We start from the raw sequence: 17806 nt of genomic DNA, 5'->3' as shown, positions 1-17806 counted from the left end.
GGTCGGCAGAGGGGGAGGCGGGCGCGGATGGCGCATCCGGCCGTCATGGGCGGCGTTGAAGGCGAGGGGTGTCGCGCGGCGGACATCCGGCTTGCCCGGCGCCTTCCTCACCTTTTCGCCGGACGCCTTCCCGTGGCTTTCGCCCTCCTGACGGCGGTCGTCGCCCCTGCACAGGCGCAGCCCGTGTCCGACGAGATCTTCGCGGTTCTGGCCGAGCAGGATCCGAGCGCGCTGATCGGACTGGCGCTGGTCGTCGGCCTCATCGTCTTCGCCGCCACCACCGCCATCGTCCATCTGCGCTTCCGCCGGCAGTCGATGAAGCGCGAGGCGGAGGCGTACGGCGAGATCGCGCGGCTCGAGGCGCAGATCGACGAGGCGCGCGCGCTGCTGATGGCCGAGCCGCAGATCGTCGTCGTCTGGCGCGATCCGGCGGCCGATCCCGAGATCATCGGCAACACGCCCGCCTTCACCGGCGTCGCCGCGCCGGCCCGCATCCTCGCCTTCGGCGCCTGGCTGACGCCGGCGGCGGCGCGGGAGATCGAGGCGGCGGTGGATCGCCTGCGCTCGCGCGGCACGCCGCTCGCCGCGGCGCTGGCCACCCAGGACGGGCGGTACATCGAGGCCGATGGAAGGCCGGTCGGCGCGGCCGTCGTGCTGCGCCTGCGCGACATCACCGGCGTGCGGCTCGACCAGGCGCGGCTGCAGGAAGCCTATCGGGCGCTCTCCGACGAGAGCGCGGCGCTGCGCACCCTGCTGGAGGCGCTGCCCGCTCCGGCCTGGGTCGGCGGCGAGGACGGCCGGCTGCGCTGGAGCAACGCCGCCTACGCCCATGCGGTGGAAGCGCGCGACGGGGCGGACGCGGCGGCCCGCGACCTCTCGCTACTCGACCAGCAGAGCCGCGACACGGCGCGGAAGGCGCACGCCGCCAGCCTGCCTTTCAAGGCCCGCCTACCGGTCGTGGTGGCCGGCACGCGGCACGTGCTCGACGTGCTGGAGGTGCCGACCGGCGGCGGCGCGGCCGGAATCGCCTTCGACGCCACGGAAGCCGAGACGGTGCGGGCCGAGCTGGCCCAGGTCGTCGGCGCGCATCGGCGCACGCTCGACCAGCTCGCCACCGCCGTGGCGATCTTCGGCGCCGACCAGCGGCTCGTGTTCCACAATGCCGCCTATGCCAGCCTGTTCGAGCTCGATCCGGCCTTCCTCGAGGACCGCCCGACCGATGGCGGGGTGCTCGACCGGCTGCGCGCCGCCCGCCGCCTGCCCGAGCAGGCGGATTTCCGTGTCTGGCGGCAGGACCTGCACTCGGCCTACCGTGCGATCGAGCCGCGCGAGCACTGGTGGCACCTGCCGGGCGGGCGCACGCTGCGCGTCGTCACCGCCCCCAACCCGGAAGGCGGCGTCACCTACCTGTTCGACGAGGTGACCGAGCGCCTCGCGCTGGAGAGCCGCTACAACTCGCTCACCCGCATCCAGAGCGAGACGCTGGACGCACTGGCCGAGGCGGTGGCGGTGTTCGGCAGCGATGGGCGGCTCGGCCTGTCCAATTCCGCCTTCGGCCGGCTTTGGCATCTGGATGGGGCGACGCTCGCCTCCCATCCGCACATCGACGCGGTGGCGGAGGCCTGCCGGCTGCTTACCGCCGACGCGTCGGTGTGGACGCGGCTGCGCGCCGCCGTCACCGGCATCGAGACGCGCGTGCCGACCGAGTTCCGCATGGAACGCAGCGACGGCACCATCCTCGATGGCTCCACCCAGCCGTTGCCCGATGGCGGCACGCTGGTGACGCTGCGCGACGTCACCGACAGCGTGCATGTCGAGCGCGCGCTGGTCGAGCGCAACGAGGCGCTGATCGCCGCCGACCACCTCAAGAGCACCTTCGTCAGCCATGTCTCGTATGAGCTGCGCTCGCCGCTGACCACGATCATCGGCTTCGCCCAGCTTCTCGACGACACCGGCATCGGCCCGCTCAACGCCAAGCAGCACGCCTATGTGAACCACATCACCGAGAGCAGCGCGGCGCTGCTGGCGATCATCAACGACATTCTCGACCTTGCCACCATCGACGCCGGCGCCATGACGCTGGAACTCGCCGAGGTCGACGTGCGCGCCGCCATGGAGGCGGCGGCGGAAGGCGTGCGCGACCGCCTTGCCGAGGGCGGCATCCGCCTGTCGATCGAGCTGCAGAACGCCGCCGGCACCTTCCACGCCGACGCCAAGCGGGTGCGTCAGATCCTCTACAACCTGCTGTCCAACGCCGTGGGCTTCGCGCCGGAGGGATCGACCGTGACGCTGTCCGTCGAGCGCCGCGACGACAAGGTGGTCTTCCGCGTGCGCGACCTGGGGCCGGGCATTCCGCCGGAGATCGGTGCGCGCGTGTTCGACCGTTTTGAGAGCCATACCGTCGGCTCGCGCCATCGTGGCGTCGGCCTCGGGCTTTCCATCGTCCGCTCGCTGGTGGCGCTGCATGGCGGCACCGTCGCCATCAGCGCGGCACAGGGCGGGGGAACGCTCGTCACCTGCACCTTCCCGCTGGAAGCCGGCGCGAGCCGCGACGCGGCGGAGTAGTCCCATGATCGACAACCGCAAGACCGGCTCTGCCCCGACCACCCCGGTGGCGCATTGGGACGTCGTGCTCCCCGACGAGACCGCTACCGGCCGGCTGGCCATGGACCTTGCCGCCACGCTGCGGCCCGGTGATCTGGTGACGCTGGGCGGCGATCTCGGCGCTGGCAAGACCACACTCGCGCGAGCGCTGATCCGCGAACTGGCCGGGGATCCCGCGCTGGAGGTGCCCAGTCCCACCTTCACGCTGATCCAGACCTACGACCTGCCGCGCCACCGCGTGGTGCATGCCGACCTCTACCGGCTGGGCGACCCTTCCGAGCTCGACGAGCTTGGCTGGCAGGAGCAGACCGACGGCGCGGTGACGCTGGTCGAATGGCCCGAACGCGCCGAGGGCGCGGTGCTGCAGCCGGATCGGCTGGAGGTTCACATCACCCTTCCGCTGGAGGGGGCCGAGACGGCGCGTCGCCTCCGGCTCTTCGGCTTCGGTCGGCTGGCGGGTTCGCTGTTCCGCATGAAGGCGATCCGCGCGCTGTTGGACACGACCGGCTTCGGGCCGGCGCAGCGCCGCCATCTGCAGGGCGACGCCTCGACCCGCGCCTATGAGCGGCTGATCGGTCCCAAGCGCAACGCCGTGCTGATGAACGCGCCACGCCGGCCCGACGGTCCGCCGGTGCGCGGTGGCAAGTCCTACAGCGCCATCGCCCATCTGGCGGAGGACGTGAAACCCTTCGTGGCCATGGCGCGGGCGCTGCGTACGCACGGATTCTCCGCTCCCGCCATCTATGGCGGCGACCTCGATGCCGGCCTGCTGGTGATCGAGGATCTCGGCGACGAGGGCGTGATTGCCGGCACCCCGCCGGCACCGGTGCCGGAGCGCTACGAGGTCGCGGTCGACGTGCTGGCGGCGCTGCACGCGCAGGAGTTGCCCGCGACGATCCCGGTCGCCAACGGGATCGATCACCATCTGCCGCCCTATGACCTCGACGCCATGCTCATCGAGATCGATCTGCTGCTGGACTGGTATCTGCCGCATCGCGGGGCGAGGGTGGAGGCCGATGCCCGCCGTTCGTTCCGCCAACTCTGGGCGGCGATCCTCGCGCCTTCCCTGGCGCAGAAGCCGGTATGGGTGCTGCGCGACTACCATTCGCCGAACCTGATGTGGCTGCCGCAGCGCTCCGGACTCGCGCGGATCGGGCTGCTCGACTTCCAGGATGCGGTGATGGGGCCGCCGGCCTACGACCTCGTCTCGCTCACGCAGGACGCTCGCATCGACGTGCCCGAATCGCTCGAACTCGCGTTGCTCGGCCGTTATGTGAAGGCACGGCGGCTGGCCGATCCCGGCTTCGACATGAAGAGCTTCGCCGCGTCCTATGCGGTGATGGGCGCGCAGCGCGCCACCAAGATCCTCGGCATCTTCGCGCGCCTCAACCATCGCGACCGCAAGCCGGCCTATCTCAGGCACATGCCGCGCATCTGGAACTATCTCCAGCGCTGCCTTGCCTTCACCGATCTGGAGGGGCTGGCGAGCTGGTACAAGGACCATGTGCCGGGGCCGGGCGAGCGCCGGCGGACGGACCCGCCCGCCCCTGTGCCGCAGCCCGACGCCCCCATGCCTGAGCCTGTACCTGTGCCGGCTCCGGTTCCGATGCCCGAGGCGGCGCCTGAGGCCGCACAGGCGTCTCCGCCGGAGCCTGCCCCCGCGTCGGAGGCGGCGTCGGAGCCGTCCGTTGCCGACGTGGCTCCGGAAGAGCCGCCCGCCACCGTCGCATCGCCCGCCACGCCCGAAACGCCGAACGAATCCAGCGCCACATGACCTCGATCAAGACCGCGATGGTGCTCGCTGCCGGCCTCGGCAAGCGCATGCGCCCTCTGACCGACCGCATCCCCAAGCCGATGGTCGAGGTCGGCGGCCGGCCGCTGATCGACCATACGCTCGACCGGCTGGACGCCGCCGGTGTCGAGACCGCGGTGGTGAACCTGCACTGGCAGGCGGACGTGCTGGAGCGCCACCTCGCCGGGCGCCGGCATCCCAGGATCGTGTTCTCCGATGAGCGCGACGACCTTCTGGAGACCGGCGGCGGCATCCGCAAGGCGTTGCCGCTGCTCGGACCGGACCCGTTCTTCGTGATGAATGCCGACACGATCTGGATCGAGGGCATCCGCCCCAACCTCACGACGCTTGCCGGCAGGTTCGATCCGCGCCTCATGGATATCTGCCTGTTGCTGGCTCCGGCCGCGACCTCCATCGGCTATGAGGGGCGCGGCGACTTCATGATGGATGGCGATGGCCGCCTGACGCCGCGGGCTGAGCGTTCCACCGTGCCTTTCGTCTATGCTGGTGCCGCGGTGGTTTCGCCGGCCATCTTCGCGGCGGCCCCCGAGGGGGCGTTCTCGCTGAACCGTCTGTTCTTCCGCGCCGCCGAGGCGGGACGGCTGTTCGGCCAGCGCATGGAAGGGGTGTGGATGCATGTCGGCACGCCGGAAGCCATCGCCGAGGCCGAGGAGGCCATCGATCGTTCGAAGGACTGAGCCGGTGGCTGCGCCCGCCGGCCTTGTCGTTTCGCTGCGCAGGGGCCGCACATGAGCCGTGATACGGGCGGCGACGCGGGTCGGCGCGCGCCGAACCTCTTCACGATTCCTCCCTCCGCGCCTTTCCTCGCCACGCTCGCCGACGCCCTGCTCGACGGGCGGCTGGTCGAGGGCTTCGCGCCACGTGGCGATCCGCTGGCGCTTGCCACCGCCACGGTGTTCCTGCCGACCCGCCGCGCCGGGCGCCTGCTCGCCGAGGCGCTGCGCGAACGCATGGCGTCGAGAGTGACGCTGCTGCCGCGCATCGTGCCGCTGGGCGATGTCGACGAGGACGCGCTGGCCTTCGCCGAGAGCTTCACCGATCCGCCGCGCGCCGTGCCGCCGACCACGCGCCGCCTGGCGCTGGCCAGCCTCATCCGGCGCTGGCGCCGGTTGCTGGCGGGCGATGATGGCCGCGTGGCAGTGGCGGCCGGGCCGGGCGCCGAATTCGCCCTCGCCGACGCGTTGGCGCATCTGATCGATGAAATGGCGGCGCAGGAAGTGCTGTGGGAGCGGCTCGACACGCTGGTGCCGGGCCAGCACGACCGCTACTGGGACATGGCGCTCGACTTCCTCAAGATCGCCCGCGACTTCTGGCCGGCATTGCTGGCCGAACTGGGGGCGGTGGACGCCAGCGTGCGGCGCGACCGGCTGATCGCCGCCGAGGCCGAACGGCTGGCGAGCCTCCCCGGGGGCGCCCCGGTGATCGCGGCGGGCTCGACCGGCTCCATGCCGGCGACGGCACGGCTGCTCGCCGCCGTCGCGCATTTGCCGAGGGGCTGCGTCGTGCTGCCGGGGCTCGATCTGCATGCCGATGCGCGCTCCTGGGCGGCGCTGACGGATGAGGAGGCGCCGGCGCCGAGCCACCCGCAATACGGCCTCGCCTTGCTGCTGAAGCGCTATATGGGGGCCGGCCGCGATGTCGTGCGGGAGCTGGCGCCGCCGGCCGCGCACGGGCGCGAGCGGCTGCTCTCCGAGGCGCTGCGGCCCGTCGCCTCCACCGAGGCCTGGGCGAGCCTCGCCGAACGGCTCGGCGGCACGGCGATCGACGCGGCGCTGGAACAGGTGAGCGTGATCGAGGCGGATGATGCGCGCGAGGAGGCGCTGGCCATCGCCGTCGCCCTGCGCGAGGTGCTGGAAGTGCCGGGGCGCAGCGCCGCGCTGATCACGCCGGACCGCGACCTCGCCCGCCGCGTCACCGCCGAGCTGCTGCGCTTCGACGTGGCCATCGACGATTCCGCCGGCGAGCCGCTGTCGGAGAGCGTGCCGGGCCGCTTCGCCCGGCTGGTCGCCGATGTCTGCCATGAGGAACTGGCCCCGGTGCCGCTGTCGGCGCTTCTGCGCCAGACGCTGGCGCGCTTCGGGTCGGAGCGTGCCGCGCTCGATGCCGGTGCCGACGCGCTGGAAATGACGGTGCTGCGCGGCCCGCGCCCGGCGGCGGGCGCGCGCGGCCTGGTCGAGGCGGTGGCGAGTTTCCGCCCCGACGATTTCCACCCGAGCGACCCGCGCGCGGCCATCGATCCGGATCGCCATGCGCGCGCCGCCGAACTCGCGGGAAGAATCGCCGAGGCGCTGGCGCCGCTGCTGGCGCTGGGGAAGGGCGAGCATTCCTTCGGGGCGCTGCTCGAGGCTCACCGGGCGGCGGTGCAGGCCGCCTGGAGCGGGCCCGATGCCGGTGCCATGGAGGACGAGACGGCGCTCGGCGAGCTCGCCCGGGCCTTCGATGCCATGGCCGAGGGGGCCGCGCTGGCGCCGGCCATGACGCTCGCCGATTACGCCGCCGCGCTGCCGCTGCTGCTGGCCGACCGGCCCGTGCGCCCGCCGCTGGTGGCGGGGGCGCGGCTGCGCATCCTCGGCCCGCTCGAAGCGCGTCTGGTCGGTGTCGACCGCGTGGTGCTCGCCGGCCTCGTCGAGCAGACCTGGCCGGCGGCGGTGCGCACCGATCCGTGGCTGAGCCGGCCGATGCGCGCGGCGCTGGGGCTGGAAGCGCCGGAGCGGCGCACCGGCCTTTCCGCCCATGACTTCGTGCAGGGCTGCGGCGCGCCGGAGCTGATCCTGTCGCATCCGCGCAAGCTCGGCGGTGCGCCGACCGTGCCCTCACGCTTCCTCCAGCGCCTCGCGGCGGTGAGCGGGGAGGCGCGCTGGCGCGCGGCCATCGCGCGCGGCGACCGTTTCCGCCGCCTCGCCGCGTTGATCGAGGAGCAGGTCGCCAGCGCACGCATCGCGCGGCCCGAGCCGGCGCCGCCGGTGACGCTGCGGCCGACCCGGCTCAGCGTTACCGAGATCGAGACCTGGCTGCGCGATCCCTACACCATCTATGCCCGCCATGTGCTGAAGCTGCGCCCGCTCGACCTGCTGGACGAAGCGCCCGGCGCCGGCGAGCGCGGCAGCGCCATACATGAGGCGCTCGGCGCTTTCGCCGAGGCATTCCCCGAGGCGCTGCCGGAAAATGCCGAGGCGTCGCTTCTGGCCTGCGGCCGGCAGGCCTTCGCGCCGCTGGAGGCCTTTCCCGCCGAACACGCGCTGTGGTGGGCGCGCTTCGAGCGCCTCGTTCCGCGCTATATCGGCTGGGAGCGCGCCCGCCGCGCGACGATCCGGCGCGTCTTCGCGGAGCAGTATGGGCGCCTGGCGCTGCCCGGCGGGCGATTCACCCTGACCGGGCGGGCCGACCGCATCGAGCAGTTGCGCGCGGGCGGGCTGGCCATCGTCGACTTCAAGACCGGCGCGGTGCCGACGGCCAAGCAGGTGAAGACCGGCTATTCCCCGCAATTACCGCTGGAGGCCGCCATGGCCGCTGCCGGCAGCTTCGACGACATTCCCGGCGAGGCGGCGGCGGAGCTGGCCTATGTCGGCCTGAGCGGTGCCGCGCTGAGGCAGGTCAGCGCGGTGGACAGGGACGAGACCGCGGCCGGCCTCGCGACCTCGACGCTGGAGCGGCTGGAGGGGCTCGTCGCGGCCTTCGAGAACCCCTCGCGCGGCTACGCCTCGCTGGCCCGGCCGATGTTCGGCGGGCGCTTCGGCGACTACGACCATCTCGCCCGGGTGAAGGAATGGTCGACCGGCGGGGAGGGCGAGGAATGAGCGATCCGAGCGAGCTGGCGCCCGGACCCCTGCGCGCCGCCACGGCGCTGCAGACGACCGCCTCCGACCCGCTGCTCTCGGCCTGGGTGTCGGCCAATGCCGGCTCGGGCAAGACCCATGTCCTGGCGCGGCGGGTGATCCGCCTTCTGATGCGCGGCGTGCCGCCCGGGCGCATCCTCTGCCTCACCTACACCAAGGCGGCGGCGGCCAACATGGCCAACCGCGTGCTGGACGAGCTGCGCCGCTGGGCGACGCTGGACGATGCCGCGCTCGACGCCGAAATCGTCAGGACCGATGGCGGGGTGCCGGATCCAGTGCGGCGGGCGCAGGCGCGGCGGCTGTTCGCGCAGGCGCTGGAGACGCCGGGCGGGCTGAAGATCCAGACCATCCATGCCTTCTGCGGCGCGCTGCTGCACGCCTTCCCCTTCGAGGCCGGGGTGCCGGCCGGCTTCGGCGAGCTGGAGGAGGCCGCGCGGCTGGAACTGCTGGCCCGCGTGCGGGCGGAGGTGGTGCTGAAGGCCGCCGGCGCGCCGGACAGCGAGCTTGGCCGGGCCTTCGCCCTCATCGTCGCCACGACGTCGGATGACGGCATCGACCAGTTGATCGCCCAGCTCGTCGCCGACGGGCCGGCGCTGGAGGCGAGCGACGACGATCTGGCGCGGGCCGTCGGGCTCGACGCGCCGGTCGCCTCGGCCGAGATCGAGCGGCGCATCGTCGACGACGCTCTCATTCCGCGCGGCGCGTGGCTCGGTCTGGGCGAGGCGCTGGTCGTCGAGGGCGGCAACGCCGCCCGGCGCGGCCGTGCGCTGCTGGACGCCGCCGCCGCGCCTGAGGACAGCATCGCCGACGCCTATGCCGGCGTGTTCCTCAAGGAGGACGGCGAGCCCTACGGCGACGCCCAGTTCGGTGCCGCGCCGGTGCGGGGAAAATATCCCCAGCTTCTGGCCGAACGCGATCGCATCGCTCCGCTGGCGCGCGCGCTCGCCGCCGCTCGCGCCTTCGAGCGCAGCCGCGCGGTACTGGCGCTGGGACGCGAGGCGGCGCGGCGCTATGAGCGCGCCAAGGCGGCGCGCGGCGTGCTGGACTTCGCCGATCTCGTGGACGCGGCGCGTCGGCTGCTGGCGTCGGGTGCCTCGGCCTGGGTGCACTACAAGCTCGACCAGGGCATCGACCATGTGCTGCTCGACGAGGCGCAGGACACCAGTCCCGAGCAGTGGGAGGTGATCCGCCCGCTGGTCGCCGAGTTCTTCGCCGGCGAAGGCGTACGTTCGGGCGCGAGCGGCCTGCCGCGCACGCTGTTCGTGGTGGGTGACGAGAAGCAGTCGATCTTCTCCTTCCAGGGCGCCGATCCGCGCCGCTTCGACACGGTGCGGCGGGAGTTCGAGGCGGCGGCCGGCGAACGCTTCGCCCATATCGAGCTGCGCCACTCCTTTCGCTCGGCGCCCGGCATCCTGGAGGCGGTGGACACGGTGTTCCACGCCGAGACCGCCCATCACGGCCTCTCGGCCGAGGGCGTGGCGCCGGTGCATGAGGCGATCCATGCGGCGCTGCCGGCGCTGGTCGAGATGTGGGAGCCGGAGGCGCCGAGCGAGAAGGTCGATGTCGACGCCTGGCAGCGCCCGCTCGACGCGCCGGCCGCCGACGATCCCAAGGGGCGGCTGGCCCGCAAGATCGCCGGCCACATCGCCGCGCGCATCAATGAGGGCTTTCCCGTTACCGGCCGGCACGGCACGCGGCCGGCGCGGCCGGGCGATTTCCTCATTCTCGTTCGGCGGCGCGATTCGCTGTTCGAGGCGATCATCCGCGAATTGAAGGACGCCCGCGTGGCTGTGGCCGGCGCCGACCGCCTGACCGTCGCCGAGCATATCGCGGTCATGGACCTGATGGCGCTGGGCGACGCGTTGCTGTCGCGTGACGACGAGCTGGCGCTTGCGTGCGTGCTCAAGAGCCCGCTCTTCGGCTTCGACGATGCCGACCTGATGCAACTGGCTCCGGCGCGCGGCGGCCTGCTCGAGGATGCACTGGTCGCCCGTGCCGGGGAGAAGCCGAAATGGCGCGACGCGGCCGGCCGGCTGGCGCGGCTGCGGGAGGAGGCGCGGCGGCTGCGACCGTTCGATTTCTACGCCCGCGTGCTCGGGCGCGAGCGCGGCCGCGCCGCCATGCTCGCCCGCCTCGGCCCGGAGGCGGCCGACGCGCTCGACGAGATGCTGGCGCTGGCGCGCTCCTATGAGAACGTCGAGGCGCCCTCGCTCGCGGGATTCCTGGCCTTCCTGCGGCGCGGCGGGGCCGAGGCCAAGCGCGACATGGAGGCGGGACGCGACGAGGTGCGGGTGATGACCGTGCACGGCGCCAAGGGGCTGGAGGCACCCTATGTGATCCTTGCCGACACCACCTCGGGGCCGATGACCCGCCGCGGCGCCGGGCTGCTGCGCGTCGAGCTGCCGGAGGGGCGGCGGGTGACGCTGCACGCCCCGGCGAAGAAGGCCGACACGCCGGCCATGGCGGCGGCGCGCCAGCGCGGCGACGCCGCCCAGCAGGACGAATATCGCCGCCTGCTCTATGTCGCGCTCACCCGCGCTGAGACCGCTCTGGTGCTCTGCGGCGCGGACGGGGCGCGCAAGCGCCCGGCCGACTGCTGGTACGATCTGGTGCGCGACGCGCTGGAGCCGGAAGCCGCCGAGCACCCTGCCACCGGCTTCGCCGGGTCCGTCTGGCGCTGGCGCGCCGGCCGGGCGGAGGCGGCGGCAGTGGCGCCGCAGCCCGCTCTCGCCGCGCCGGCACCGGATGAAGCCGAGCGGGTGCTCGCGCGGGTTCTCGCGCGTCCCGTCGTCGAGCCTGCCGCGCGGCGCAGCGTGCGCCCTTCGGCATCCGATCTGCTCGCCCCGGTGCCGGACGCGGCGGCGGCGCGTGCGCTGGAGCGCGGCGACCTGCTGCACCGGCTGATGGCGGCGCTCGCCGCATTGCCGCCGCAGGAGCGCGCCGAGCCTGGCCGCCGGCTGCTCGCGGTCGCGTCCGACTGGCCGATCGAGCCGCGCGAGGAACTGCTCGCCGAGGCGCTCGGCGTGCTCGCCTTGCCGGAGCTTGCCGGCCTGTTCGCGCCGGGCAGCCTAGGCGAGGTGCCGCTGGCCGGCGAACTCGACGACGGAACGCCGGTGTCGGGCCGGATCGACCGGCTGGCGGTGCTGCCCGACGCCATCCTGATCGCCGACTTCAAGACCGACCGGCATGTGCCGCGCGGCGCATCTGCCATACCTCCCGCGCATGTCCGGCAGGTCGCGCTCTATGCCCGACTGCTGCGCAAGCTGTTTCCTGCCAAGGAAATCCGCGCCCTGTTGGTCTATAGTGCCGGACCACTGGTGCACACGCTCGATACGCAGGGGCTGGAGCGGGCGGTGGAAAGCGTCACTTCGCTGTGACGCTGCCTTGACGGGGCGGGGTGCGGATACCTACCTTGCCTGCAACTTTCCCTGATTTCTCAAGATTCTCAGAGGTGTCCAATGGGCGTCGAAAAGGTGTCGGACCAGAGCTTCGAGTCCGACGTGATCAAGTCCTCGGGTCCGGTGCTCGTCGATTTCTGGGCGGAATGGTGCGGTCCCTGCCGCATGGTCGCCCCGGTTCTCGACGAGGTGGCGGGCGAACTCGGCGACAAGCTGAAGATCGTCAAGCTCAACGTCGACGAGAACCCGGCGACCGCTTCCAAATACGGCATCATGTCGATCCCGACCCTGCTTCTGTTCAAGGACGGCCAGCTCGCCTCGCGCCAGGTCGGCGCGGCGCCGAAGGCCAAGATGCTGCAGTGGATCAACGGCGCGATCTGATCGCGCTCCGTCTGCCGACGACAAAACCCCGGCCGCTCCGCGCGCCGGGGTTTTTCTTTTGTCGTCGGCCGTCCGGTGTCTTCCGGGGGTCGGGTGGGCGAGATATAACGTGCGCGACTTAATCCCTCTCGATGTATCTACCCGGAGACCTCCATGTCGCTTTCCATGTATGCCGCCTCGGTTCCCGTCTTCCAGCGCGGGCTCGGCAATCTCGGCGCCCTGTTGCGCAAGGGCGAGGAACATGCCGCCGCACAGGGGCTCGACCTCGCCGATCTCGCCGCCGCGCGCCTCGCGCCGGACATGTTCCCGCTCACCGGTCAGATCCAGAGCGCGAGCGATTCCGCCAAGTTCTGCGCCGCCCGCCTGACCGGCACGGTCGCCCCGAGTTTCGCCGACGACGAGACCACCTTCGACGAGTTGCACCAGCGCATCGCCAGGACGCTGGACTATCTCGCCAGTGTCGACCCCGCCGGCTTCGAGGGCAGCGAGACGCGCGCTGTGGTGCAGAAGTCGCGGCGCGGCGAGCGCCATTTCATCGGCACGAGCTATCTGCTGACCTTCGCCCTGCCGAACTTCTTCTTCCACGTCGCCACCGCCTACGACATCCTGCGCCACAAGGGCGTGCCGGTCGGCAAGTCGGACTATCTCGGCAGTTTCTGAGCACGCCGGCCCGTCGTCGTTTCCTTCGCCAGGCGCGGAATCTGCCGGGTGGCGGTCGTCCTCCATTCATCGAGGGGCTCCGTCCCGGGCTGGTTCGCAGTGGCGAGGAAACGACGATGTCGCGCTGGTCGCGGGCGGCCCTGAAGCTCAGCGGCGCGGCGGGAAGGCGAGAACCTGCCGCGTATAGCTTTCGACCAGCGCGCTGAACGGCGTGCCGTCGGGCAATGTCAGCACCGCCCGGTGCTCCAGCAGGAAGGCGGGCATGTCGAGCGGACCGCCGGTGGCGGGCGGCAGCGGCGCGCCGGTCTCCCAGCCTTCGGGCAGGGGCTGCCACAGCAACCGCGCCGCGAGCGTGCGGCGCCGGAAGTCGAGCGGGCGCACCACGCGGCCGAACGAGGTGTCGGTGGTGTCGAGCGTGCGGTTCATGTCGGGCGTCAGCCGGGCCGGGACGTACCAGTTGTCGGCCTCGGACAGCACATGCGCGCCGCAGCGCAGGCGCACCCGCCGGTAGCGCACGGGCTCGGCGGCGTCGACCTCGAGCAGGTCGCGGATCTCCGCCGTCGCCGCCTTGTCCTGCCCGCTCACGCGGTCGGCGACGATGGTGGGCGGCGTCGCCAGCCGGAGCGCGGCGCACCAGCGGTCGAGTGTCAGCGTGGCGCTGGCATTGGCGAGGAGATCGGCGTTGAGCGTCTGGATCAGCGCCAGCGCCTCGACGCGCGTGAGAAAATCGTCCGGCCAGGGCGGGGGTTCGTAGGCGCGTGCGGGCGTGCCCGCGAGCCAGAGGCCGACCACCGCGAGGGTGAGCACGGACCTTATCGTGCGAGGCCTCGGGCGCGCCGTCTCGTCAACCCTCGGTCTCATCATTGTGCCGCCCGCCCGTCGCCACCCGTTCCTGCAGGCGAGATGGCGAAGAAACGCCGGCTTGTCGAGGGGCGCTGGCAGGGCATGGCCGGCGCGGGCGCCTGCTGTCCCCTTCGGCGAAGGACGGGTGCAACGATTCACGGCCCGCCGCAGGCGAGGCGGCGGCGATCCGCCCAACGGAAAAAGCCGGACCTTCCCGGAACCTCTCGGCCCGGGAAATCCAGCATTTTCAACGATTTTCGGAAGTCTTCGGACCTTGTAAAAAGGCCGGATGGTGCCCAGGAGAGGACTCGAACCTCCACGGTGTTACCCACACGGACCTGAACCGTGCGCGTCTACCAATTCCGCCACCTGGGCATGTGCACCTTGCGGGCACGGCGGCGAGACATAGTCGGGTGGGCTCCCTCTTGTCAACGCGCCTTTCGCGCCGGAGGCCACCAAGCGGTGGAAATCTCCGCGCGCGGCCGACTGCGCGCTGCTGCCACCTCAAGCTGCCGTCTCCGACTGCGCGCTGCGGCCTCGCGCCATCGCCGTCGGCCCCGACCTTGCCCGGCGGCCTCAAGCGGGGCGGGAGCGGGCGCCCCGCGTTCAGGCCCGGCGCGCGGGCCCTTGTCGCACGCGCGCGGCAACGCTGGACGCTGCCGCGGCGGCGCGCTAATCGTCGTGGCATGCGAATGCCGGGCCGGGAGAAGTCACATGGTCGACGCCGCCACGTCTAACGAACTGCCGCTGGAAAGCGAGGGCGAACTCGTAAGGCGCGCCGCGCCGATGGAGCGTCTCGTGACCATCTATGGCGGCTCCGGCTTCATCGGCCGTCATGTGGTGCGCGCGCTGGCGCGGCGGGGCTGGCGCGTCCGCGTCGCCGTGCGCCGGCCCGATCTCGCCGGCCATCTGCAGCCGCTCGGCGCGGTCGGGCAGATCACCCCCGTCCAGGCGAACCTGCGCTACCCGGCCTCCGTGCTGCGCGCGGCGGAAGGGGCGGAGGTCGTCATCAACCTCGTCGGCGTCCTGTATGAGGGCGGCCGCCAGAGCTTCGAGGCGGTGCACGGCTTCGGCGCGCGGCAGGTGGCGCTGGCGGCCCGAGAGGTCGGCGCGCGGCTGATCCACGGTTCGGCCATCGGCGCGGATGCGAATTCCGAATCGGTCTATGCTAGGAGCAAGGCCGCCGGCGAGGCGGCGGTGCTGGAGACGGTGCCCGGCGCCATCATCTTCCGCCCCTCCATCGTGTTCGGGCCGGAGGACAGCTTCTTCAACCGCTTCGCCGCCATGGCGCGGCTGTCGCCGGCGCTGCCGCTGATCGGCGGCGGCACCACGCGCCTCCAGCCGGTCTTCGTCGGCGACGTCGCCGACGCCTTCGCCAGGGCGGTGGACGGCCTCGCGCGGGCGGGCACGACCTACGAGCTCGGCGGCCCGGAAGTGCTGACCTTCAAGCAGCTCATGGAGATCATGCTGGTCGAGATCGACCGCAAGCGGCTGCTGGTGTCGCTGCCGGCGGGACTTGCCGCGTTCCAGGCGCGGTTCCTCGAAATGCTGCCCAACCCGCTGCTGACCCGCGACCAGGTCCGCCAGCTCGGCTACGACAATGTCGTCTCGGAGGCGGCCAAGGGGGAGGGGCGCACGCTGGAGGGGCTGGGCATCGCGCCGACGGCGCTCGGTGCCATCCTGCCCGGCTATCTCTGGCGCTACCGCAAGGCCGGCCAGTTCACCCGGCCGGAAGCCGCCTGATCAGGCTTTGCCGTCGCAAACAAAAGCCGCCGGACGCGCACGCGCCGGCGGCTTTTTCGTGCGGGTCGCCAAGGCTGTCAGCCGAACAGCGCCAGCGCCACGAGACCGGCACCGCCCACGCCGATGCGCCACCAGCCGAACGGCGCGTAGCCGTGGCGGGAGACGAAGGCGATGAGGCCGCGCACCACCGCGATGGCGGCGAGGAAGGCCGCCACGAAGCCCACGGCGATGATGATGGCGTCGTCGGAGCTGAGCGCGTCGTGATTCTTGTAGAGGTCGTAGGCGAAGGCCCCGGTCATGGTCGGCAGGGCGAGGAAGAAGGAGAACTCGGCCGCCGCCGGCTTGCTGGCGCCGAGCAGCAGGCCGCCGACGATGGTGGAGCCCGAGCGCGACACGCCGGGAATCATCGCGAGGCACTGGATGAAGCCGATCTTCAGCGCCAGAAGCCGCGGGAAGGCCATGGCGTCGGTATGGACCGGGCGGATCTTCAGCGTGTCGACCCACAGGAGCACGATGCCGCCGAGGATCAGCATCACGCAGATCAGCGACGGCGTCTCGAACAGCACGCTCTTGATGAAGCCGTGCGCCAGGGCCCCGATCACCGCCGCCGGAAGGAAGGCGATGAGGATGCCGATGACGAAATTGCGCGAGCGCGGGCTGCTCGGCAGGGTCAGCAGGATCTGCAGGAAACGCTGGAAATAGACGACGAGGATGGCGAGGATGGCGCCGAGCTGGATGACCACCTCGAACACCTTGCCCTCGCTCTCGAAGCCGAGGAAATGCCCGGCGAGCAGGATGTGGCCGGTCGAGGAGACCGGCAGGAACTCGGTGAAGCCCTCCAGCAGGCCGAGGAAGAAGGCTTCGAGCAAGGTGCCGAACGACATGAGCGGGGAGTCCATGGGAAGAGAGGGCAGGCGGCGAGAGCCCGGGCGGCGCATCCTGTCCGCTTCGCGCCGCGCGATCAACGTGACGCAGTGTCAGCCGGTGTCGGATTCTTCCTATGATTTTTCGTCGCGGGCGTCTTCGCGACACGCCGACAACATGAATCCGCCTAACATGCCGGCTCCATTTCCGCTCGGTCGGCGTTGTTCGGAAACGACAACGTTTTGGGAGTTTTCGATGAGAAGTCTGTTCGCGGGCGCCATGCTGCTGCTGGCGCTCGGCGGTTCCGCCCTGGCGCAGGACCGCGGTTTCGTGACGACGGACGTCAATCTGCGTGCCGGGCCCGGCACCGCCTATCCGGCGGTGCTGGTGCTGGGCGAGGGGACGCCGCTCGCCATTTTCGGGTGCCTCGACGATTACAGCTGGTGCGACGTGGCCGCGGACGATTATCGCGGCTGGGTCTCGGCGCAGTACATCGAATCGGAATATCGCGGCCGGCGCGTCGAGTTCTACGACTATGCGCCGACGATCGGCGTGCCGATCATCGCCTTCAGCTTCAACGACTACTGGGGCCGCTATTACCGCGGCCGGCCGTGGTATTCGACCTATGACCGCTGGGGGCCGCCGCGCCGTCCGCCGCCGCCCGGCCCCGGTCCCGGCTGGGGCGGCCCGGGTTGGAACAACGGCCATCCTCCGCAGAACAACTGGGGCAATAACGGGCGCCCGCCGCCGGGCGGCTGGGACAATAATGGTCGTCCGCCCCAGAACAACTGGGGCAATGACGGCCGCCCGCCGCAGGGCGGCTGGGGCAATAATGGTCGTCCGCCGCAGAACAACTGGAACGGGCGCCCGCCGCAGGGCTGGGATGGCCGCCCGCCCGAGGGCAAGCCACCTCACGGCAAGCCGCCGCAGGGCAAGCCTCCGCAGGGCTGGCCGCAGCAGGGGCAGAAGCCTCCGCAGGGCAAGCCGCCGCAGGGTTGGCCGCAGCAGGGGCAGAAGCCTCCCCAGGGCAAACCGCCTCAGGGCTGGCCGCAGCAGGGACAGAAGCCTCCGCAGGGCAAACCGCCTCAGGGCTGGCCGCAGCAGGGGCAGAAGCCGCCCCAGGGCAAGCCACCGCAGGGCAAGCCACCTCAGGGCAAGCCACCTCAGGGCAAGCCGCAGCAGGGACAGAAGCCCCCCATTCCGGGCTGCCTGCCCAACATGATGGGGTGCCGGCCGCAATAGGCGGCGGAACGGCGGCGTCCGGGAGCCTATCTGCGGTCGCCGCCGTGTCGCGCACTTGAAATAATCCGGCCGCTCCTGTAGAGGGTGCGGCCTTCAAGAACCGCCCGGCCAATAGGGCTGCCGTGGCGGTTCGAATGCTCACACTAGATTGGGCCGGGACATCCCTCGCGGGAGCGCCGCCGGCCGTGGAGATCGAGCCAAATGCCCAAGATGAAGACCAAGTCCGGAGCGAAGAAGCGCTTCAAGCTTTCCGGCACCGGCAAGGTGATCATGGCCCAGGCGAACAAGCGCCACGGCATGATCAAGCGCACCAACAAGCAGATCCGCGACCAGCGTGGCACCACGGTCATGTCCGAGCGTGATGCCGACAACGTTCGCAAGTTCTATCTGCCCAACGGCTGACGCCACCCTTAGCCAGTTCC

Annotated in this window: 12 protein-coding genes and 1 tRNA gene; 10 read left to right on the top strand and 3 right to left on the bottom strand. The window is 71.5% G+C overall.

Translation table 11 applies throughout. The annotated features are described in order from the left end of the window. Positions 1-27 precede the first annotated feature (27 nt). The 7 genes from AC1PZ7_RS21725 to AC1PZ7_RS21695 all read left to right on the top strand — a co-directional run bounded on the left by AC1PZ7_RS21725 (position 28) and on the right by AC1PZ7_RS21695 (position 12692). A complete protein-coding gene (locus tag AC1PZ7_RS21725) occupies positions 28-2565 on the top strand; it encodes a PAS domain-containing sensor histidine kinase (RefSeq protein ID WP_482357263.1) in 2538 nt (845 codons plus the stop codon). A gap of 4 nt (positions 2566-2569) precedes the next feature. Beyond that, on the top strand, positions 2570-4378 hold the full coding sequence (gene tsaE, locus AC1PZ7_RS21720) for a tRNA (adenosine(37)-N6)-threonylcarbamoyltransferase complex ATPase subunit type 1 TsaE (protein WP_482357262.1): 1809 nt from the start codon (positions 2570-2572) through the stop codon (positions 4376-4378). Further along, the gene (locus AC1PZ7_RS21715) at positions 4375-5094 is read left to right on the top strand and encodes a nucleotidyltransferase family protein (RefSeq protein ID WP_482357261.1); all 720 of its coding nucleotides are present in this window, start codon (positions 4375-4377) and stop codon (positions 5092-5094) included. The genes tsaE and AC1PZ7_RS21715 overlap by 4 nt, the downstream gene beginning before the upstream one ends. A gap of 51 nt (positions 5095-5145) precedes the next feature. After that, positions 5146-8214, top strand: a complete 3069-nt coding sequence (gene addB, locus AC1PZ7_RS21710; protein ID WP_482357260.1) for a double-strand break repair protein AddB — start codon at positions 5146-5148, stop codon at positions 8212-8214. Further along, on the top strand, positions 8211-11630 hold the full coding sequence (gene addA / locus AC1PZ7_RS21705; protein WP_482357259.1) for a double-strand break repair helicase AddA: 3420 nt from the start codon (positions 8211-8213) through the stop codon (positions 11628-11630). Before addB ends, addA begins: the two co-directional genes overlap by 4 nt. 81 nt (positions 11631-11711) lie before the next feature. Then, positions 11712-12032 (top strand): thioredoxin, encoded by a 321-nt coding sequence (gene trxA / locus AC1PZ7_RS21700; protein WP_482357258.1) that lies wholly within the window; start codon positions 11712-11714, stop codon positions 12030-12032. 153 nt (positions 12033-12185) lie between these two features. After that, positions 12186-12692 carry a DUF1993 domain-containing protein gene (locus tag AC1PZ7_RS21695; protein ID WP_482357257.1) on the top strand — a complete coding sequence of 169 codons (507 nt, stop codon included), beginning with the start codon at positions 12186-12188 and terminating at the stop codon, positions 12690-12692. A gap of 147 nt (positions 12693-12839) precedes the next feature. Here the strand turns inward: AC1PZ7_RS21695 and AC1PZ7_RS21690 are convergent, their stop codons facing one another. Then, on the bottom strand, positions 12840-13508 hold the full coding sequence (locus AC1PZ7_RS21690) for a hypothetical protein (RefSeq protein ID WP_482359693.1): 669 nt from the start codon (positions 13506-13508) through the stop codon (positions 12840-12842). Positions 13509-13825: 317 nt separating this feature from the next. Continuing rightward, positions 13826-13910 (bottom strand) — tRNA-Leu (locus AC1PZ7_RS21685). Positions 13911-14249: 339 nt separating this feature from the next. Between AC1PZ7_RS21685 and AC1PZ7_RS21680 the strand changes: the two genes are divergently transcribed. After that, a complete protein-coding gene (locus AC1PZ7_RS21680; protein ID WP_482357256.1) occupies positions 14250-15278 on the top strand; it encodes a complex I NDUFA9 subunit family protein in 1029 nt (342 codons plus the stop codon). 77 nt (positions 15279-15355) lie between these two features. Here the strand turns inward: AC1PZ7_RS21680 and AC1PZ7_RS21675 are convergent, their stop codons facing one another. Then, positions 15356-16162, bottom strand: a complete 807-nt coding sequence (locus AC1PZ7_RS21675; RefSeq protein ID WP_482357255.1) for an undecaprenyl-diphosphate phosphatase — start codon at positions 16160-16162, stop codon at positions 15356-15358. 235 nt (positions 16163-16397) lie between these two features. Here AC1PZ7_RS21675 and AC1PZ7_RS21670 point away from each other — a divergent pair, with 235 nt between their 5' ends. After that, on the top strand, positions 16398-17384 hold the full coding sequence (locus AC1PZ7_RS21670) for an SH3 domain-containing protein (RefSeq protein ID WP_482357254.1): 987 nt from the start codon (positions 16398-16400) through the stop codon (positions 17382-17384). Positions 17385-17585: 201 nt separating this feature from the next. Then, entirely contained in the window at positions 17586-17786 is a 201-nt protein-coding gene (rpmI, locus tag AC1PZ7_RS21665) for a 50S ribosomal protein L35 (protein WP_482357253.1), read from the top strand. Positions 17787-17806: the final 20 nt, after the last annotated feature.

This window comes from Ancylobacter sp. TW_SC_1 (genome assembly GCF_056836805.1).
The sequence above is the reverse complement of the archived record's forward strand: the minus strand, read 5'-3'. Positions and strand labels throughout refer to the sequence as shown.